An 18923-nucleotide genomic window follows, 5' to 3' on the forward strand; every position below is an offset into this window, starting at 1 on the left:
CCACCCAACGTCAATACCCCGCCCACCAAGTGATACAGCGCCAGCTGCTCACGCAGCACCACCGCCGCGATCAGCGCAGTAATCACCGGCAGCAAATTGAAAAACATCACCGTCCGACTCGGCCCCAGGCGCACCACCGCCTGCATCCATGCCAGTGGCGCGACCATCGAAGCCAACAGGCAGGCATACAGCACCAGCGGAATATTGTGCAAAGTCGGACCGACTTTCGCTGACGCGAGGAACAGCGGAAACAACACCACTACCGCCACCAAAACCTGCAAGTAAAGCAACACCAGCGGCGGCAATTTCAGCTGCCATTTTTTCAGCAGGGTGCTGTAGACCGCGTAGGCCAGCGTTGCCACCAGCATCATCGCGTCGCCCAGATTAACGCCGTGTTCCAGCAGCAAGCCGAGGCTGCCGGAGGACACCACCACCAACACGCCGGCAAACGACAGCACCGCACCGGCCAGTGCGCCGGCGGTCAGGCGCTGGCCGAGGCTGATGATCGCCATGGCCAGCGACATCAGCGGCATCAAGGACAGGATGATGCCCATGTTGGTGGCTGAGGTCAGGGCCGCGGCGAAGTACGCCAGGCTCTGATAGACCGCCATGCCAAGCACGCCGAGGATGAAAATCTTGCCCAGGTTCGGGCGAATCGCTGGCCAGTGCGCGATCACCGGTTTGAGCATGAAAGGTGTGAACAACAAACCGGCGAGCAGCCAGCGGTAGAATCCGATCTCGGCGGGGAAGATCGCCCCGGCCGACATTTTGGTGATCACGGTGTTGCCGGCCCAGATAAAGATGGCCAACAGGGGATAAGCGTATTGCATCGGGAAAAACCAGAACGTTAATGAAGGGCAATTATCCTCTGTCTGGATACGAGCCTATACTTCAATCCAGACAACCTGCCCCTGAATCCGGACAGCATGACCCGTAAACACATCGACCTGCTGGATTTCAGCGAACTGCCTGCCCCCGTGTATTTCCGCTACGCCGATTTCGATGCGCACCGCTTTGCCTCGGCCCACCGGCATCCGTGGGGCACGCTGGAATACTCGGCACATGGTGTGTTGCACATGGAGATTGGCGGCAGCCGCTTCATGTCGCCGCCGCAGTACGCAGTGTGGGTGCCGCCCGAGACTGAGCACAGCTTTTACAGCCATCAGCCGATCAATTATCGAGCGGTGTGCCTGGCGCCGACGATGTGCGCCGATTTACCGCAACAAGCCTGCACCCTCGCCATCAGCGACATCCTCAAGGCAATCCTCAAGGACTTCGCTGCCCGGGACGTAAAGGTGCCGAGGCAGGAGGCAGACCAACGTCTGGCCCAAGTGCTGGTCGATCAACTGAAGCAGGCGCCGGTGCATGAGTGCTATTTACCCTACGCGCGCAGTGCCGGGTTGCTGAGTATCCTCGAAGCCTTGCAGGCCGAACCCGGGGATAACCGGCCCCTGGCGGATTGGGCCGCGCAGATTCATGTCAGTGAGCGCACCCTGGCGCGGCAGTTCGTGCGTGAGTTGGGCATGAGCTTCGGCGAGTGGCGCCAGCGTGTGCGTTTTCTCGCCGCCATCGAGGCCCTGGACAGCAACCGCAGTGTCCAGGACGTTGCCTTCGACATGGGCTACAGCACCGGTTCGGCGTTTATCGCGATGTTCCAGCGTCAAGCCGGGTGCACGCCGGAGCAGTATCGACGCAGTCATTTGACGAACAGGAAGGTGTAACAGGCGTTGTCTACACTCCAGAGCAAGGCCGTTCCCCTTGGTGCGGCGATAAGGAGAAAACTCCATGCAAATGTTGCGTGCCCCTTTATTGATGATCGGTTTGCTGCTCTGTTCCCAGGGTTTCGCCGCCACTGACCAACAGAACAAGATGACCACCTGCAACGCCGAGGCGACTGCCAAAACCCTCAAGGGCGATGAACGCAAAGCCTTCATGAGCAATTGCCTGAAGGCCACCCCGGCGGCCAACGATGCCGGCAAAGCCTTGACCCCGCAGCAAGAGAAAATGAAAACCTGCAATGCCGATGCCGCCACCAAGGCCTTGAAGGGTGATGAGCGCAAGGCGTTCATGAGCGATTGCCTGAAGAAAAAATAGCCAGAACCCAGACCAAGGTCGCCCCACACAATCCCTAGTGCTGACACCGGATCGCTGGCAGACTGCCAATCCTTTTACGCCGTTCGTTTTGAGGCTGTATGCCAACGTTTTCTCAGCGTCAAGTTTTGCTGGTCATCAGCTGGGTCATTATTTTTGGCGGACTGCTGCTGGTTATCCCGCTGCGATTGCTGCCCAGCCTGCTGGCCGGGTTGCTGGTGTTCGAACTGGTCAACATGCTCACCCCGCAGTTGCAGCGGTTGATCGAAGGGCGCCGTGCGCGCTGGCTGGCAGTGGCGTTGCTGGGGACGTTGATTGTCAGTGTGCTGGCGCTGGTTTTCGCCGGCGCCATCAGCTTCCTGCTGCACGAAGCAGAAAATCCCGGGGCTTCCCTGGACAAATTCATGGGCGTGGTCGACCGCGCACGCGGGCAATTGCCGCCGTTCATCGACGCCTATCTGCCGGCCAGCGCCGCCGAGTTCCGGGTGGCGATTGGCGAATGGATCAGCAAGCACCTCAGCGATTTGCAGCTGGTGGGCAAGGACGCGGCGCACATGTTCGTGACGCTGCTGATTGGCATGGTGCTGGGCGCGATCATCGCCTTGCAGCGCATTCCCGACCTGACCAAGCGCAAGCCACTGGCCGCCGCACTGTTCGATCGCCTGCACCTGCTGGTCCAGGCCTTTCGCAACATCGTGTTCGCGCAGATCAAGATTTCCCTGCTCAACACCTTCTTCACCGGGATCTTCCTGGCGGTGGTGCTGCCGATGTTCGGCATCAAGCTGCCGCTGACCAAGACCCTGATCGTCCTGACCTTCCTGCTCGGCCTGTTGCCAGTGATCGGCAACCTGATGTCGAACACTCTGATCACCATCGTCGGCCTGTCGCTGTCGATCTGGGTGGCGATGGCAGCGCTGGGCTACCTGATCGTCATCCACAAGCTCGAGTACTTCCTCAACGCGCGCATCGTCGGCGGGCAGATCAGTGCCAAGTCGTGGGAGTTGCTCTTGGCGATGCTGGTGTTCGAGGCCGCGTTCGGCCTGCCGGGTGTGGTGGCGGGGCCGATCTACTACGCGTATCTGAAGAGTGAGTTGAAGCAGGTGGGGATGGTGTAACCCCGCCCGATCATTCCCACGCTCTGCGTGGGAATGCATCCCGTGACGCTCCGCGTCACAGCCTCAACAGCGGACGCAGAGCGTCCATGGCGGCATTCCCACGCAGAGCGTGGGAACGATCATTAAAGCTCCCTCGCCACAGAGGACCTGATCAGCCCATCGGGCCGTAGCGTTTTGCAGCCTCGATCGCCAGACCGCTGCCGATGCTGCCAAAGATGTTGCCTTCCACATGCCGCGCATTCGGCAACATCGCCGAGACGCTGTTGCGCAGTGCCGGGATGCCGCTCGAGCCACCGGTAAAGAACACCGTATCCACCTGATCGACCCGCACATCGGCGTCCGCCAGCAACTGGGTGACGCTGTTGCGCACGCGTTCGAGCAGGTTGTCGATGGCCGATTCGAACAGGGCGCGACTCAGCTCCACGCTCAATCCGGCTTCGATGCGGTCCAGCGGCACATGGCGGCTGTCGGCATGGGTCAACTGAATTTTGGTTTCTTCGACTTCCATTGCCAGCCAGTGCCCGGCGCGCTGCTCGATCAGCTTGAACAGGCGATCGATGCCGCCGGTGTCTTCGATGTCGTAGCGCATGCTGCCCAGGGCCAGGGTCGACTTCTGCGAGTACACCGAGTTAATGGTATGCCAGGTCGCCAGGTTCATATGGTGGCTGGTCGGCATGTAGGCGCCGCTCTTCATGCGGCTGCCGTAGCCGAACAATGGCATCAGGCCTTGCAGGCTCAGTTGTTTGTCGAAGTCGGTCCCGCCGATGTGCACGCCGCCGGTGGCGAGGATGTCATCGTGACGGTTGTCGTGGTTGCGGCGTTCCGGGGACAGGCGCACCAGCGAGAAGTCGGAAGTACCACCGCCGATGTCGACGATCAGCACCAACTCTTCTTTTTCGATGGTCGACTCGTAGTCGAACGCCGCGGCAATCGGTTCGTACTGGAACGAGACTTCCTTGAAACCGATGGCGCGGGCCACGTCCACCAGCGTGTTTTCCGCTTCCTGGTCAGCCATTTCGTCGTCGTCGACGAAGAACACCGGACGACCCAGCACCACTTCTTCGAATTCCCGACCGGCGGTGGCTTCGGCACGCTTCTTCAACTGGCCGATGAACAACCCGAGCAGGTCCTTGAACGGCATCGCCGTGCCCAGGACACTGGTGTCGTGCTTGATCAGCTTGGAACCCAGCAGGCTCTTGAGCGAGCGCATCAACCGGCCTTCGTAGCCTTCCAGGTACTCGTGCAGCGCCAGCCGGCCGTACACCGGGCGGCGTTCTTCGATGTTGAAGAACACCACCGACGGCAGGGTGATCTTGTCGTCCTCCAGCGCGATCAGCGTTTCCACGCCGGGACGCAGCCAGCCGACAGTGGAGTTGGACGTGCCAAAATCGATACCAACGGCACGGGCTGGAGATGCGTTGTTCATGTCTTTCAAGTTCCGGTTAAAAAACGGCCGCGCAGTGTATGTCAGTGCGGCACAGAATCGAAGGCCGACTATCCGCTAAATCTTGCCTTTCGGCGCCTTGAAAGATGCGTCGGCACCCCCAAACTACCCTGCATCAACCGGACAGCCTGGGGCAACCGCAAGAAGCCCCGCCCGCTGCCGATAAACTTCTGATGCGCTGCCCGGTCACAAACTTGAGATTGGTCAAGCCCTGCGCTGCAAACAGGCGCATGCTGTGGCAGGTAGCGCGATTTCGATAACGGATGGTGATTCGAGCGATGGACTTCAAAGACTATTACAAGATTCTCGGCGTGGAGCCGACGGCGGACGACAAGGCGATCAAGGCCGCCTATCGCAAGCTCGCCCGCAAATACCACCCCGATGTCAGCAAGGAAAAGGACGCCGAGGCCAAGTTCAAGGACGCCTCTGAAGCCTATGAAGCCCTGAAAAGCGCCGACAAGCGTGCCGAATACGACGACCTGCGCCGTTATGGCCAGCATGGCCAGCCGTTCCAGGGACCACCGGGCTGGCAGAGCCGTGGCGGTTTCGGTGGCGGTGGTCAGGACACCGGCGATTTCTCGGATTTCTTCAGTTCGATCTTCGGTAACCGTGGCCCCGGTTTCGGCGCTGGACAGTCGCGTCGCAGCAGCGGACGCAGAGGGCAAGACGTGGAAATGGAACTGGGGATTTTTCTTGAAGAAACCCTCTCGAACGAATCGAAGAAGGTCACTTTCCAGGTACCGCAATACAACGCCGCCGGCCAGCACGTCAGCAATACCCCGAAAAGCCTGAATGTGAAGATTCCCGCCGGCGTGAGCGACGGCGAGCGCATCCGGCTCAAGGGCCAGGGCGCACCGGGTGTCGGTGGTGGTGCCAATGGCGATCTGTACCTGACCATTCGGTTTGCGCCGCATCCGAAATTCGACGTCGAAGGCGAGAACCTGATCATCACGTTGCCCCTGGCACCGTGGGAGTTGGCGCTGGGCACTGAAGTGGCGGTGCCAACGCTGACCGGCAAGATCAACCTCAAGGTCCCGGCCGGCAGCCAGAATGGCCAGCGCATGCGCGCCAAGGGCCACGGCCTGCTGAACAAAGCGGGCGAGCGCGGTTACCTGTTCGTGCAATTGAAGGCCGTCATGCCGAAAAAATCGGACGATGACATCAAGGCCTTGTGGCAAGAACTGGCGAAGAAAGCCGCCTTCGACCCGAGAGAAAATTTCTGATCCCGAGACGGAGTAGCCCATCATGAGCAACCCCCTGATCGTTCAACTGGACCTGGCAGAATTCTGTGAGGCGACCGATTTGTCGGACGTCTACGTGATCGAAATCGTCGAGCACGGCATCCTCGAACCTCAGGGCACCGTGCCCAGGGACTGGCGTTTCACCGATTACGAACTGACCCTGGCCAAACGCGCCGCCAAGCTGCGGCGCGATCTGGAGCTGGATTGGGAAGGCGTCGCCCTGGCGCTGGACCTGTTGGAAGAGGTCCAGCAACTGCGGGCGGAGAACCGGATGTTGAAGCAGCGGTTGGGGCGGTTGGTGGTTGAATAGGTGTTCGTAGAGGGCCTGTCTTGGCCGATCACCGCGTCGACCGTCACAAATGCCTGGGCAACACCACCGTAAACAACGTGCCATCGGCCTCATTGGAAGTGACGTCGATCGTGCCCCTATGGGCATCGACCACTTCCTTGACGATAAACAAGCCCAACCCAAGACTGGTGGTGGGCTCGCCGAGCTCTTCGCTGGCGCTGCGCACCAGCGGGTCGAAAATCGTCGGGATCGCGTCGGCGGGAATCGGGATTCCGTCATTGTGCACCGTCAGTTGGACGCTGTTTTGCTCCCCCCTGAGCGTCACGGTCACCTGACGTTTGTCCGAGCCATGCTGGAGCGCGTTGCCGATCAGGTTTTGCAGCATTTGATCCAGCCGTCGCGAGTCCCACACGCCCTTGGTGTCTCCGAGAATATTCAGGATCGGATCACATTCCGGTTGCGCGGCACATGCCCGGGCAATGGCTTCTTGTGCCGTTTCGGCCAGGTCCATGGGCGCGGGCTCGATGGGCAGGCTCTTGCCCAGACGGCTGCGCACCAGTTCCAGCAAGTCGTTGACCATCATCACCATGTGCCCGGTGCCGCGTTTGATGTTGCCCGCGCATTTCAACGCATCACCTTCGAGGGCGGCTTTACGCAGCAGCATTTCAGTAGACATGCTCACCGCTTGCAAAGGTGAACGCAGGTCGTGTCCGAGGACGGCGAGGAAAATGTCCCGCGAGCGATTGACCCTTTCGGCATAGGCGGCCGTGGACTCGGCCAGGGCTTCGTCGATGGCTTCATTGAAACGAATCATGTCCTGGAAATAAGTCATGTCGGGGGACTCGAGGCTGTCGACCCACAGACGGATCACACAGGCGCGCAAGTGGCGAAATTCGCTGGTCATCTGCACCAGATCGAAACCCACGGTGTGACGCAGTTCGCCGTGACTGGCGCCGGCCTCATCCAGGCTCGGAGTTTTTTCCGGGCCTTCGCCTTTGGCCTTGGCCGCTTGTTCATCGGGCGTTTGAGGCTTGCTCATGTCCCGAGCGGCGGCCAGCAGGATCGCCCTCGAATGGTCGCGTAGCGCGGCGCTGTCCATAAGATCGGCCGCGGGGGTGATGGTTTCGGCGAACAGCTCCCATTCATCGACGATTCGATCAACGTTCAGCACGATGAACTCGGAAAGACGCATGGCAATTTCCTGAACATGAACAAGGGAGACCGATTCGAATAGTAGCCCCTTTGGCGAGAAATACACGACCGCTCATGCCGAGGCAAAACCCGTCGACATCGCACCGCCGAAACCGGGCCTGTGAATGACAATCGAGCGATCGAGGGCATTTCCGGGGTAATAACAGCATGTCGCCGGCGGCGGACATAGTTGGCAGGCGTGTGGTGTTATTTATATATGTGCAACTCTTTGATGTTCGAAGGGTTATTCAGTTTTACCCAGAGGAGTTCAGCAGGTTTTTAGTCTTTTGTTTTATGTCTGGCGGCTTAAGCTGAAGGCTTCTCGGGTTGTTCTGGATTGTAAGTCAATGGATGAGTTACAGAATATTAATGAAGTTTCAAGTTCGTCGTTGTCACCGGCGCAAAACAACGGTGTTCATTATGAGCGTATTGTTCAGGTGCTTCCGCCCGCCATAAAAACGGCGCCGCCAGCGAGGGTATCGAGGCTTGCCAGCACCACGGTCTCGACACCGGGCTGGTACCTGAAAGCTTCCGCCGTCGATCGGCAATACCTCAAGGAGTTGATCGACAAGCGCTGGTTGTTGCAGCGACTGGTGGAGGCGCCGTTGCAAGACCTGCAACAGGACATCAGAGCGTTTGCCAAGCCCTTGCTGTCCCAGTTGATGAGTTCGAACTTCAACAGCCATGACGACGTCGGCCAGTTGACCCTTAAACTGTATGTGCCGGACAGAATCATCTTCGGTATCGATCGCGGTGCCAGCCATATGCGTGAGTCCACCTTGTTGGACGCGGCGCTGCATAACTTCGAAGAGCCGGAAACCGCCGCTGATTATTTCAGGAGTGGTTCCGGTGTTTACCGCAGCGACTTGCGAGGGGAGCCGTCGCTGATACCGTCGATGTCAGTCAGCAAAATCGCCAGGCTGTGTCGCCGGCTGGACGTCGGCGCCCAGTATCAAAACCATCTGAAATCCCTGCTGCTGCCGGCCGACTCGCAGCAAAGGCAAGTGCTGGAGCAGCGCGGTGCGGCCAGTGAGAAAGCGGCGTTTGAACTGGCTTCACTGATTGCCCTGTTGAAAGACGATATCAGTTCGTATGCCTACGGTGTCCTGCGTGATGTTCGCGACAATAAAAGCGCCATCAGTTTCCATCACCGACCGCTGCATCGACATCGGCTGTCCCTGATGGGCTTTTCGCTGCACGGTGTGGTGTTGTTCAGCGCCGAGGGCGACGGCGGCAAAATCCAGGCTGCCGTGGAGGCCCTCGCGCCTGATGAGCGTGCTGCCTGGCTTAACCTGTCAAGCATGTTATCGGTGGTATTGCCAGGCAACGACATCGACAAGTTCAAACTGCTGCAGGCGTTTTTCGCCAACGGCCCTACCGGGGTCAGCGAAGAGATGCTGCGCCAGCGGGACATCTATAAACAAAACCGCTTGAGCGGCCCGGTGATTGCCTATGTACCGGACGACCCAGTGCACCCTTTGAAAGAATACGCTTCGCTGACGGACTTCATGAAAGTGCTGATCAGCCAGCTGCGTGAGCCGGACTATCAGGCATTCTTCAGCCGTTTCGTGGCGCAGAAAGACAAGGGCCGGTTCTTTGCCCGGGTCAATGAACGGCTGAGCCGGATAACCTGGCAGCAACGCGAACCGCTGGACATGGGGCCATGGTGGCGGGAAACCGCGGTCGAGAATCCGAATGCCGAGCCCGTCACCCACCGGCTGTCCGGTGAGCTGTGGGCACAGCTGTACCGACTAAAACGTGACAAGGCGATCAGCGATGCTCGGGTCATCGCGGTGCCGACCGGCGATGAAGACGCCACCACGCGCTGGAAACGCCTGACCAGCTATCTGGACATTGGCTGGAACCTGTTCAACTTTGCCGCGATGCTGGTTCCAGGGCTGGGCGAAGCCATGCTGGCGTTGATGGTGGCGCAGATTGGCGAAGAGCTGCTGGAGGGAATCGAGGACTGGAGCAAGGGCGATCGGGACGAAGCATCGACGCACATCAACTCGGTCTTGATCAACTTTGCGCAACTGGCCTTGATGGCCACCGGGCATGTCTTGCCCAGCGGCGCCCGGGTGGCGGTCACACCCAGCCCGATGATCGACAGCCTCAAACCGGTGGAGCTGCCCGATGGCAAGACCCGCCTCTGGAAACCGGATCTGGCGCCTTATGAGCAGTCGGCGATGCTGCCGGCGGAGGCCAAGCCCAATGATCTGGGGATTTATCAGTACAACGATCAGCAGTGGCTGCGCCTGGAGAAAAAGCATTATCGGGTGCGCCAGGACCCGGTGACGGGCGAGCATCGTCTGCAGCATCCGACCCGGCCAAGCGCCTATCAGCCCAGGGTGGAGCACAATAATGCCGGCGCCTGGAAAGCTGAAACCGAGCACCCCTTGAGGTGGGACGCGACTCAACTGATGTCTCGCCTGGACAACTCACTGGATAATTACTCGGCATCTACCCTGGCCAAGATCCAGCAAGTGAGCGGCGTTGAAGAGGGGCTGTTGCGCCGGTTGCATGTTGAACATGAAACGCCGCCTGCGCTGTTGCGCGATACGTTGACACGTTTCAATACCTATGCGGACGCGCAACGCTATCCCGAGCAAATCCTGTCGGATCAGGTGTCGGAGGAAATGTCCGGTTTTCTGCCGGCGACGCTGGTTGAGCTGCCGCGCTGGCCGGAGTCCCGGGCCCTGGAGGTGTTTGAACGCGATGACCGCACCGGTGCGTCCGTCAAACATGGCAACACCCTGGCCGCTGAGCCACAGACCCTCAAAATCAGCCGCTCGGAGTTGGTGGCCGGGAAACTGCCTGAACGGGTGATTGAGTCGCTGGACACGGCTGAACTTCGCGAGATGCTGGGTGCGAAGGTCGCCAATGACACGTCCTCACGGATCGACGCGCTGCGCAGTCGCCTGGCCATGCAGGCGCGCAAGCAACAAAAGCGTCTGTTCGACGCACTCTACAAGAGCCGCGATGTGTCCGGCAGCGCGCAAGTGCGTTTGCTGGTGGATGATTTTGCGCAGCTGCCCGCCAGCGTCGCGCAAGAATTACTCGAGAGTGCCGAGCCTGCGGACCTGCAGCATCTGACCGAGAAACGCCGCCTGCCGTTGCGTTTGCGCCGGCAGGCCCGCCTGGCGCAGGAGCACGTGCGCTTGAACCGGGCCTATGAGGGGCTTTACCTCGATGAACTGGTAAGTGCCGATACCCGCCGGCTCGAACTCGCCACGCTGGCCAGCCTGCCCGGTTGGTCGACGCAAGTGCGGATCGAAATTCGTCACCTGGGATTTTCCGGGGATTTGCTCGCCAGCGTGGGGCCGGCGCAGGCACCGATCCGTAAGGTGCTGGTGCTGGACGAAGATGGCCTCTACCAGGCGCGTGACGCAAATGATCACCACTTGCACGGTACCGACGACCTCTATGCTTCGGTGCTGCATGCGCTGCCTGACAATGAGCGCAACGCACTGGGTTATGACATTCACGAAAATGCACGGCTCAAGGAAGCGGTGCGGCGTTCGCCACTGAGCCATGAGCAGTTCGAGCCGATTCTACTGGAGCAGCCGATCCGTAAACCGTTGTACGACCCGCAAGCCATGCGTTTGCCAGGTGGAATGTTGGGGTATTTGCGTGAACTCGTTGGCGGGCGTGCTGAGCAAAGTCCGCAGGCGCGGATACGAAGGCTCTATCCCGCTTTCACGGAGCAAGAGTCCACTGCGTTGCTGGAGCGTTTCAACCGCCAGGGGATACTGGTCGACCTGCAGCTTGAAGCACTTGAACTTGAATTCGAACAGTTGAGCTCGACGCTCAAGCGATGGGTGAACTCGCCGACCCGGGATTTTCGTTTTAGCCCCAGTGGCTTCGACGAACGGAACGCGAGGAGTCAGTTCGCCCGCAAGATCAGGCAATGCTGGCAACGCACGGGGCCAAAACAGTTCGACTCATTCGGCAATGTGATTGGAGAGAAACTGGACTTGAGCAGCTTTCCTCTGAACCTGCATTTCAAAAACATGCCGGCGCTGGAAGGCAATTTCGACCATGTCACTTATCTGAAGATGTTCAACTGCGGCATGACCGATGCGCAACAATCCTTTCTTCAGCCGTTTCGCAAGTTGCGCGCCCTGGACCTTGGCAACAATCGACTGACGGCTTTGCCGCGACACATCGCCCAGATGCCGCACCTCAATTTCCTCGAGCTCTCGGGCAACCGGATTGTGCTGATGGCCTCCGATGTCGACGTGCTCGGTCGCTGCACGAAGCTGCAAACCCTGGGGCTGGCAGGAAACCCGTTGGGTCTGCTGCCGAACATCAGTCGCATGCCCGACCTGCATACGCTGCTGCTGTACGACACCGGCGCGACCACGTGGCCTGCGGGACTGTTCGACCTTCCACGCCCCCGGCATATCCATCTGGACCTGCAACGCAACGTGCTTACGCACATACCCGAAGTCACCCCGGGTTCGGTCGATGCAGAGTTACTGGCGCGTACGTTGCTCAGCCGCCAGCCGCCCTTCATGTCAGCCGAAAACCTGGAACGGCTCAAGGAGTACATCAGGTCGACAGGGCTGGACCCCGATCGCCCGTACCCTCCCCGGGGCGTGCGTGACACCCTGCAATGGCAGCAAGGCATTACCTTTGACCAATGGGTACAAAATCAAATGCTCTGGGATGCGCTTGAAGATGAGTTCAACTCGCACGGTTTCTTCGACGAGATCAGGCGCCTGACCCAATCGGCAGACTTCACCGCGGGCGGCGCCTATCGAACCGATCTGACGGCCAAGGTGTGGCGAATGATCGAGACCATGGCGAGGGACGCTGAGCTGCGCACAAAATTTTTCAGCGAAGCGTCGATGCGCACCCAATGCGTGGATGGCGCGACCCAGCTGTTCAATGTTCTGGGGGTCGATGTGCTGGTCCAGGAAGCCCTCGAACTGGGCAACGCCAGTTTGATCGAAACGCAGTTGGTCGAATTGGCCCGGGGCAAGAGCCGCCTGGATGAAATCGAGCGAATCGCCCGTCGTCATATCATCGACCGCGAAGCCGCGGGCGAGCGTTTTCGACGCATCGATGAGGAAGGCAATGTGACCGGAACCATCGATGAGGTCGAGGTCCATCTCGCCTTCATGACGGACCTGGCGGAGCGCCTTGACCTGCCCTGGCAGGCGCGCGGTATGCAGTTTCGCCAGATCGCAGGCGTTACCAGTGAAATGATCGAGGACGCCTACCAGCGGGTCCTGGGGCTGGAGGAGGGCGATCTGCTGCGTGATTCGATTGCCGAGCAGCCGTTTTGGCGGACCTATGTGCAGCGCTCGAATCGCGCACGGTTCAGGGTCTTTGATCGCAAGACGGAAGCGACGACCGAGTTCAAGGTCGCTCTGGATGATCGTGCCGCCGGTTCGGACCTGACGCTCAAGGAAAGAGAGAAGCTGAAGGAAGACATCAGGGTGCTGGCCGCGGAACTCGGTAAACCTGAAAGCGCCTTCGGGCCGGGGAAAGTCGTGACCGATGAAGTGTTTGCCGCAGAGCTTGACCTGATCAGGGACGAGCGCGAAACCCTCCTCAAGCAATTGACTCAGCAAGCCATGGACCGGGCAAAACTGCGACGGGTTGAACCGCCTGCCTTTACGCTCGAGACCACTGACTGAAACGGTTCTGTTCTTCGATGTGAAGGCGCAACCAGCGCATCCATAGATGCCATTAAAACCCTGAGTGATGGCGCACTCAGGGTTTTTTCTTGCCTTGAATGTTCAGAAGAGGAAATAGCGCTGCGCCATCGGCAACACATCCGCCGGCTCACACCACAACAACTCGCCGTCAGCCTTGACCTGATAGGTCTGCGGATCGACGTCGATGTTCGGCAAGTAGTCGTTGTGGATCAGGTCGGTTTTCTGCACGTCGCGACAGCCTTTGACCACGGCGATTTTCTTCTTCAATCCCAGGGCTTCGGGCAATCCGGCGTCATGTGCCGCCTGGCTGATGAAGGTCATGCTGGTGGCATGCAATGAGCCGCCGAAGCTGGCGAACATCGGGCGGTAGTGCACCGGTTGCGGCGTCGGAATCGAAGCGTTGGCGTCGCCCATCAGGCTGGCTGCAATGGCACCGCCTTTTAGAATCAGCGTCGGTTTGACGCCGAAGAATGCCGGGCGCCAAAGCACCAGGTCGGCCCATTTTCCCACTTCCACCGAGCCCACTTCGTGACTGATGCCGTGGGTGATCGCCGGGTTGATGGTGTACTTGGCGATGTAGCGTTTGGCGCGGAAGTTGTCGTTGCCTGTGCCGTCACCCGCCAGCGGCCCGCGCTGTTTTTTCATCTTGTCGGCGGTCTGCCAGGTGCGCGTGATGACTTCGCCGACACGACCCATGGCCTGGCTGTCGGAGCTGATCATCGAGAACGCACCGAGGTCGTGGAGGATGTCTTCGGCGGCAATGGTCTCGCGGCGAATGCGGCTTTCAGCGAAGGCCACGTCTTCGGCAATGCTCGGGTCAAGGTGATGGCAGACCATCAGCATGTCGAGGTGTTCGTCGATGGTGTTACGGGTGAACGGTCGGGTCGGGTTGGTCGAACTCGGCAGCACGTTGGCGAAGCCGCAGGCCTTGATGATGTCCGGTGCGTGACCGCCACCGGCACCTTCGGTGTGATAGGTGTGGATGGTGCGGCCCTTGAAAGCGGCGAGGGTAGTTTCGACGAAGCCTGATTCGTTGAGGGTGTCGGTGTGGATCGCCACCTGCACGTCGAACTGATCGGCGACGCTCAGGCAGTTGTCGATGCTTGCCGGGGTGGTGCCCCAGTCTTCATGCAACTTGAGGCCGATGGCGCCGGCCTTGACCTGCTCGATCAACGGCTCCGGCAAGCTGGCGTTGCCTTTGCCGGTGAGGCCGATGTTCATCGGGAACGCATCGGCGGCCTGGAGCATGCGGGCCAGGTGCCATGGCCCGGAGGTGCAGGTGGTGGCGTTGGTGCCGGTGGCCGGACCGGTGCCGCCGCCGATCATGGTGGTGACGCCGCTCATCAGCGCCTCTTCGATCTGCTGCGGGCAGATGAAGTGGATGTGGGTGTCGATGCCGCCGGCGGTGAGGATCATGCCTTCGCCCGCGATGACTTCGGTGCTGGCCCCGATGGCAATGGTCACGTCCGGTTGCACGTCCGGGTTGCCGGCCTTGCCGATGCCAGCGATGCGCCCGTCCTTGAGGCCGACGTCAGCTTTGACGATGCCCCAGTGATCGATGATCAGCGCATTGGTGATCAACGTGTCGACCACTTCGGCGGCCAGCAATTGGCTCTGGCCCTGACCATCGCGGATCACCTTGCCGCCGCCGAACTTCACTTCTTCGCCATAGGTGGTGAAGTCTTTTTCCACTTCGATCCACAGTTCGGTGTCGGCCAGGCGCACCTTGTCGCCGACGGTGGGGCCGAACATGTCGGCGTAGGCTTGTCTTGAGATTTTCATGCGCTTGCCTTGTAAATGATGGGTGTCAACCTGCGATCCATTTTGGCGAGGGAGCTTGCTCCCGTTGGGCTGCGCAACAGCCGTGAAACCTGCAATCGGATATCGTCAGGTACACCCCATGTTTCTGATTAGCGAGCGCTTCGCACTCGAGCGGGAGCAAACTCCCTCGCCACAGGGGAACATTTCAGTCGAGATTGCCCATGACCCTGCCGGCAAACCCGAACACCCGACGATGCCCCGCCAGATCCACCAACTCGACGTCGCGACTCTGCCCCGGTTCAAAGCGCACGGCAGTGCCGGCGGGGATGTTCAGGCGCATGCCGCGGCTGGCGGTGCGGTCGAAGGTCAACGCGTCGTTGGTTTCGAAAAAGTGGTAATGCGAACCGACCTGGATCGGCCGGTCGCCACTGTTGGCCACGGTCAGGCTGATGGTGCGGCGACCGGCGTTGAGTTCGATGTCGCCGGGCTGGATCTGGTATTCACCGGGAATCATCAATGGGCTCCTTGGAGAATCTTGTAGTAGAGGGCGGTGGGCTTGTAACGGCCGCTCGGGTCGCAGGCGTAATCGGGGATTTCCCCGGCGCGGGTGTAGCCCAGGGCTTTGTAGAAATCCTCAGCGGGCGAGCCGGCTTCAGTGTCGAGGTAGAGCATGCCGCGCTTGTGTTGCAAGGCGGCCTGTTCCAATGCGGTCATCAACTGTTGGCCCAGACCACGACGTCGCGCATGTTCGCGCACCAGCAATTTCTGCACTTCGGCGCGGTTCAGGCCATTGGCTTTGCGGCACAGGCCCAGTTGCACGCTGGCTTGCACCTGTTCGTCCTTGACCACCACCCACAGCAACAAATTGCCTTTGTTGAGATTGTCCTGAACCTCATCGAAATAGGCGTGGGCCTGCGTGGCATCGAGGTCGGCCATGAAGCCGACACTGGCGCCATAGCCGACGGCATCGAGCAGCAGATCAATCAGGCCCTGACGGTAGTGCGCAAAGCTTTCTACATTGACGCGTCGCAGTTGGGCGGGATTCATGAGCGATCACTCCTTGTGGGCGGCAGGTGGCTGTGCGCCAGGATTGAGGGTCAGTTGCATGAAGGTCAGGTCCAGCCAGCGCCCGAATTTGGTACCCACTTGTGGCATCTGCCCGGTGGTGACGAAACCGATGCGCTCATGCAAGCGGATCGAGGCGGTGTTGCCACTTTCGATGGCCGCGACCATGACGTGTTTGCCGCAACCTCGGGCGCGCGCTACCAGCACGTCCATGAGTTGCGGCCCCAGGCCATTGCCGCGTTGATCGCTGCGTACGTAGACCGAGTGCTCGACGGTGTGGCGGAAGCCGTCGAATGGGCGCCAGTCGCCGAAAGAAGCGTAGCCCAGTACGGCGTCGTCCATATCGACGATTACCAGGATCGGATACGCCTGCGCCTGTCGGGCGTGGAACCAGGCCTGACGGTTGTCGAGGTCCACGGCATGTTCGTTCCAGATCGCGGTGGTGTTGAGCACGGCGTCGTTGTAAATATCGCGGATCGCCGCAAGATCGGCATGCACGGCATCGCGGATGTGGTAAGTCATGGCGGGACCTCAGGCGATCGGTTGGTGGACGGTGACCAGTTTGGTGCCATCGGGGAACGTCGCTTCGACCTGGATCTCCGCAATCATCTCCGGGATACCCTCCATTACTTGTTCGCGGCTGAGCAAGGTGGTGCCCAAGTGCATCAGTTCGGCCACGGTTCGACCATCGCGCGCGCCTTCGAGCAGCGCCGCGGAAATGTAGGCCATGGCTTCCGGGTAATTGAGTTTCACACCGCGCGCCAAACGCCGCTCGGCGACGAGGCCGGCGGTGAAGATCAGCAGCTTGTCTTTTTCACGTGGGGTCAGGTCCATTGGTGCAATCCATCAGGGCAGATTAAAAGGTATTCGGGCATGTAAACACGAACCCTGTGGGAGCTGGCTTGCCAGCGATGGGGACCTCGATGCCGCCAAAAGCATCGCTGGCAAGCCAGCTCCCACAGGGTTCGGTGTTCAGGTGTTCCAGATGCGTGGTGGCATGGCTTCGCGATCCAAAAGCGCTGGGCGCAGCAACTTCCACAATTCAATCAGCCAGCCCCGTGCCAGCAATGCCTCACTGGCCAGGCATCGAGCCACCAGCAACCCGGGCAACTGGGTCAGGTCCCCGCGCACTTCGTTGGGCAGCGAGCGGCATTTCTCCAGCAACTCACTATCTATCTCGCCAGTCACCAACAAGGTGCCAAACACCGGTTGCCCATCCAGCCCGATCGGTGAATCGAGCAGGCCGTCATTGCCGACAATGCGCTGGCGTTCATGCCAGAGCAACTGGCCGTCGCGACGGATCTCCAGTTGCGCCTGAAAGTGCCCGAGGTTGAAACGCTCACCGCTGGCCGGTCGGCCCAGGGCCACCACATCCCAGTAGAACAGACGGGCATCGCCTTCAAGCTCGACAGAGGTGCTGAGTTCGGCCTGCGCTGCACTGAAAATGATCGTTTCCTGGGGCAGCCATTCCAGTGTCGCACCGGCGGCTACTTTCAAGTCCAGCCGCTGATAGGCAGGGCCTGCCGCGCGATACCACTTGGCTGCCCCGGGACTGGTGATTTGCGCCCAGGCGCGGGAACCGACATCGGCCGAAATGTTCAGGCGATCACCGCCGGCAATCCCGCCCGGCGGGTGGACGATGATGTGCTGGCAGACTTCGGGACCTTCGGCATACAGGTGTTTTTGCACCCGCAGCGGGCCTTTGTGCCGGCGCTGGACCGGGCGCGTGGCGTCGTTGAACCGGGCGTAGCCCAGTTCCAGCTCGGCATGCCAACTGGGGGTAAACGAAATGCCGGATGCGGGAAGAGTCATGGTCAATGCTTTTCGGGAGTTCGACAGCAGGGTTGCAAAGGCTGTGCCGCAGGTATTTATCCGCAAGAGCAGGATTGTTAAGGCGCGCCGCGCACCAGCAAGGGGCGCGGCGCAACGAGGAGTGCGACAAATTGGTGCTTGGAATGACTCAGATCGTGACCAGTCCGCGCACGCCTTCCGCTTCCATGTTCTCGCCGCGACCCTGTTGCACGATTTCGCCCCGGGACATCACCAGGTATTGATCGGCCAGTTCGGCGGCGAAATCGTAGAACTGCTCCACCAGCAGAATGGCCATGTCGCCACGGGCAGCGAGTTTCTTGATCACTGCGCCGATCTCCTTGATCACCGAGGGCTGGATGCCTTCGGTGGGCTCATCGAGGATCAGCAGGCGTGGGCGGCTGGCCAGTGCGCGACCAATGGCCAGTTGCTGTTGCTGACCACCGGAAAGGTCGCCACCGCGGCGTTGCTTCATCTGCAGCAGCACCGGGAACAATTCGTAGATGAACGCCGGGACTTCTTTCGCTTCACTGCCTGGAAAGCGTGAAAGACCCATCAGCAGGTTTTCTTCCACGGTCAGGCGGCCGAAGATTTCCCGGCCTTGCGGCACGTAGGCGATGCCGGCGTGCACCCGTTGGTGCGGCTTGAAGGTGGTGATCGGTTTACCTTCCCAATTGACCGCACCTTCCTTGGCCGGCAGCAGCCCCATCAGGCATTTGAGCAACGTGGTCTTGCCCACGCCGTTACGCCCGAGCAGGCAGGTGACTTCACCGACCTTCACCTCAAACGTCAGGCCGCGCAGGATGTGGCTACCGCCATAATATTGGTGCAGCTTGTCAACTTGCAGCATGTCCATGTTCTCCCCGTGATCGTTCCCACGCTCTGCGTGGGAATGCATTCCGTGACGCTCAGCGCCACCATGCGCAGGACTTGAGCCCTGCATTGTCAGCGGGACGCGGAGCGTCCCAGGCGGCATTCCCACGCGAAGCATGGGAACGATCAATTCGCAAAATCAGCGACCGAGGTAGACCTCGATCACCCGCTCGTTGTCCTGCACCTGCGCAAGCGACCCTTCGGCCAACACGCTGCCCTGATGCAACACGGTGACGTGGTCGGCAATCGAGCCGACGAAGCCCATGTCGTGTTCCACCACCATCAGCGAATGCTTGCCGGCCAGGGTCTTGAACAGCTCGGCGGTGAATTCGGTTTCGGCGTCGGTCATGCCCGCGACCGGTTCGTCGAGCAGCAGCA

The 18923-nt window shown here is 60.1% G+C and carries 16 protein-coding genes and 1 pseudogene; 6 read left to right on the top strand and 11 right to left on the bottom strand.

Features of this window, described 5'->3' with window-relative positions:
• Positions 1-830 (bottom strand): DMT family transporter (locus D8U69_RS21180; protein WP_130908060.1); only part of this gene is annotated, 830 nt, incomplete at its 3' end.
• A 96-nt stretch (positions 831-926) separates the two neighbouring features.
• On the opposite strand from D8U69_RS21180, the gene D8U69_RS21185 reads away from it, so the two are divergent.
• From D8U69_RS21185 to D8U69_RS21195, 3 genes are all read left to right on the top strand, one after another.
• Positions 927-1721, top strand: coding sequence for a helix-turn-helix transcriptional regulator (locus tag D8U69_RS21185; RefSeq protein WP_056852419.1), 795 nt, complete (start codon positions 927-929; stop codon positions 1719-1721).
• Positions 1722-1785: 64 nt separating this feature from the next.
• Positions 1786-2094 (top strand): PsiF family protein, encoded by a 309-nt coding sequence (locus D8U69_RS21190; RefSeq protein WP_056852420.1) that lies wholly within the window; start codon positions 1786-1788, stop codon positions 2092-2094.
• Positions 2095-2192: 98 nt separating this feature from the next.
• Positions 2193-3206 (top strand): hypothetical protein, encoded by a 1014-nt coding sequence (locus tag D8U69_RS21195; protein ID WP_056852421.1) that lies wholly within the window; start codon positions 2193-2195, stop codon positions 3204-3206.
• Between the two features lie 151 nt (positions 3207-3357).
• On the opposite strand, the gene D8U69_RS21200 is transcribed toward D8U69_RS21195, so the two are convergent.
• Positions 3358-4632, bottom strand: coding sequence for an Hsp70 family protein (locus D8U69_RS21200; protein ID WP_056852422.1), 1275 nt, complete (start codon positions 4630-4632; stop codon positions 3358-3360).
• Positions 4633-4928: 296 nt separating this feature from the next.
• On the opposite strand from D8U69_RS21200, the gene D8U69_RS21205 reads away from it, so the two are divergent.
• Complete coding sequence (locus D8U69_RS21205; protein WP_056852423.1) at positions 4929-5873, top strand: DnaJ C-terminal domain-containing protein; 945 nt, start codon at positions 4929-4931, stop codon at positions 5871-5873.
• A gap of 22 nt (positions 5874-5895) precedes the next feature.
• A complete protein-coding gene (locus D8U69_RS21210) occupies positions 5896-6201 on the top strand; it encodes a chaperone modulator CbpM (protein ID WP_056852424.1) in 306 nt (101 codons plus the stop codon).
• Positions 6202-6244: 43 nt separating this feature from the next.
• On the opposite strand, the gene D8U69_RS21215 is transcribed toward D8U69_RS21210, so the two are convergent.
• Positions 6245-7372, bottom strand: a complete 1128-nt coding sequence (locus D8U69_RS21215) for a HAMP domain-containing sensor histidine kinase (protein WP_130908061.1) — start codon at positions 7370-7372, stop codon at positions 6245-6247.
• A 436-nt stretch (positions 7373-7808) separates the two neighbouring features.
• Between D8U69_RS21215 and D8U69_RS21220 the strand changes: the two genes are divergently transcribed.
• Complete coding sequence (locus tag D8U69_RS21220) at positions 7809-13016, top strand: NEL-type E3 ubiquitin ligase domain-containing protein (RefSeq protein WP_347238286.1); 5208 nt, start codon at positions 7809-7811, stop codon at positions 13014-13016.
• 102 nt (positions 13017-13118) lie between these two features.
• Here D8U69_RS21220 and ureC read toward each other — a convergent pair whose 3' ends face one another.
• The 8 genes and pseudogenes from ureC to D8U69_RS21265 all read right to left on the bottom strand — a co-directional run.
• Entirely contained in the window at positions 13119-14819 is a 1701-nt protein-coding gene (ureC, locus tag D8U69_RS21225) for an urease subunit alpha (RefSeq protein WP_130908063.1), read from the bottom strand.
• Between the two features lie 184 nt (positions 14820-15003).
• Positions 15004-15312, bottom strand: coding sequence for an urease subunit beta (locus D8U69_RS21230; RefSeq protein ID WP_056852428.1), 309 nt, complete (start codon positions 15310-15312; stop codon positions 15004-15006).
• Positions 15312-15845, bottom strand: coding sequence for a GNAT family N-acetyltransferase (locus D8U69_RS21235; RefSeq protein ID WP_056852429.1), 534 nt, complete (start codon positions 15843-15845; stop codon positions 15312-15314). The genes D8U69_RS21230 and D8U69_RS21235 overlap by 1 nt, the downstream gene beginning before the upstream one ends.
• 6 nt (positions 15846-15851) lie before the next feature.
• Positions 15852-16385, bottom strand: a complete 534-nt coding sequence (locus D8U69_RS21240) for a GNAT family N-acetyltransferase (RefSeq protein ID WP_056852430.1) — start codon at positions 16383-16385, stop codon at positions 15852-15854.
• A gap of 9 nt (positions 16386-16394) precedes the next feature.
• Positions 16395-16697 carry an urease subunit gamma gene (ureA, locus tag D8U69_RS21245; RefSeq protein WP_056852431.1) on the bottom strand — a complete coding sequence of 101 codons (303 nt, stop codon included), beginning with the start codon at positions 16695-16697 and terminating at the stop codon, positions 16395-16397.
• 138 nt (positions 16698-16835) lie between these two features.
• Positions 16836-17675, bottom strand: a complete 840-nt coding sequence (locus D8U69_RS21250) for an urease accessory protein UreD (protein WP_130908064.1) — start codon at positions 17673-17675, stop codon at positions 16836-16838.
• Between the two features lie 148 nt (positions 17676-17823).
• Positions 17824-18522, bottom strand: coding sequence for an urea ABC transporter ATP-binding subunit UrtE (gene urtE, locus D8U69_RS21255; protein ID WP_019582243.1), 699 nt, complete (start codon positions 18520-18522; stop codon positions 17824-17826).
• A 162-nt stretch (positions 18523-18684) separates the two neighbouring features.
• Positions 18685-18923, bottom strand: a pseudogene (locus D8U69_RS21265) (ABC transporter ATP-binding protein); the annotation flags it as partial.

The organism is Pseudomonas sp. Sample_16 (assembly GCF_004307665.1).
Classification (GTDB): Bacteria; Pseudomonadota; Gammaproteobacteria; order Pseudomonadales; family Pseudomonadaceae; genus Aquipseudomonas.

Excerpts from the sequence above, each read along its gene's own strand:
- ureA (WP_056852431.1), bottom strand. The coding sequence starts at position 16,697 with ATGGACCTGACCCCACGTGAAAAAGACAAGCTGCTGATCTTCACCGCC.
- D8U69_RS21190 (WP_056852420.1), top strand. The coding sequence starts at position 1,786 with ATGCAAATGTTGCGTGCCCCTTTATTGATGATCGGTTTGCTGCTCTGT.
- D8U69_RS21210 (WP_056852424.1), top strand. The coding sequence starts at position 5,896 with ATGAGCAACCCCCTGATCGTTCAACTGGACCTGGCAGAATTCTGTGAG.
- ureC (WP_130908063.1), bottom strand. The coding sequence starts at position 14,819 with ATGAAAATCTCAAGACAAGCCTACGCCGACATGTTCGGCCCCACCGTC.
- D8U69_RS21200 (WP_056852422.1), bottom strand. The coding sequence starts at position 4,632 with ATGAACAACGCATCTCCAGCCCGTGCCGTTGGTATCGATTTTGGCACG.
- urtE (WP_019582243.1), bottom strand. The coding sequence starts at position 18,522 with ATGCTGCAAGTTGACAAGCTGCACCAATATTATGGCGGTAGCCACATC.
- D8U69_RS21235 (WP_056852429.1), bottom strand. The coding sequence starts at position 15,845 with ATGAATCCCGCCCAACTGCGACGCGTCAATGTAGAAAGCTTTGCGCAC.
- D8U69_RS21185 (WP_056852419.1), top strand. The coding sequence starts at position 927 with ATGACCCGTAAACACATCGACCTGCTGGATTTCAGCGAACTGCCTGCC.
- D8U69_RS21195 (WP_056852421.1), top strand. The coding sequence starts at position 2,193 with ATGCCAACGTTTTCTCAGCGTCAAGTTTTGCTGGTCATCAGCTGGGTC.
- D8U69_RS21215 (WP_130908061.1), bottom strand. The coding sequence starts at position 7,372 with ATGCGTCTTTCCGAGTTCATCGTGCTGAACGTTGATCGAATCGTCGAT.
- D8U69_RS21230 (WP_056852428.1), bottom strand. The coding sequence starts at position 15,312 with ATGATTCCCGGTGAATACCAGATCCAGCCCGGCGACATCGAACTCAAC.
- D8U69_RS21205 (WP_056852423.1), top strand. The coding sequence starts at position 4,929 with ATGGACTTCAAAGACTATTACAAGATTCTCGGCGTGGAGCCGACGGCG.
- D8U69_RS21250 (WP_130908064.1), bottom strand. The coding sequence starts at position 17,675 with ATGACTCTTCCCGCATCCGGCATTTCGTTTACCCCCAGTTGGCATGCC.
- D8U69_RS21240 (WP_056852430.1), bottom strand. The coding sequence starts at position 16,385 with ATGACTTACCACATCCGCGATGCCGTGCATGCCGATCTTGCGGCGATC.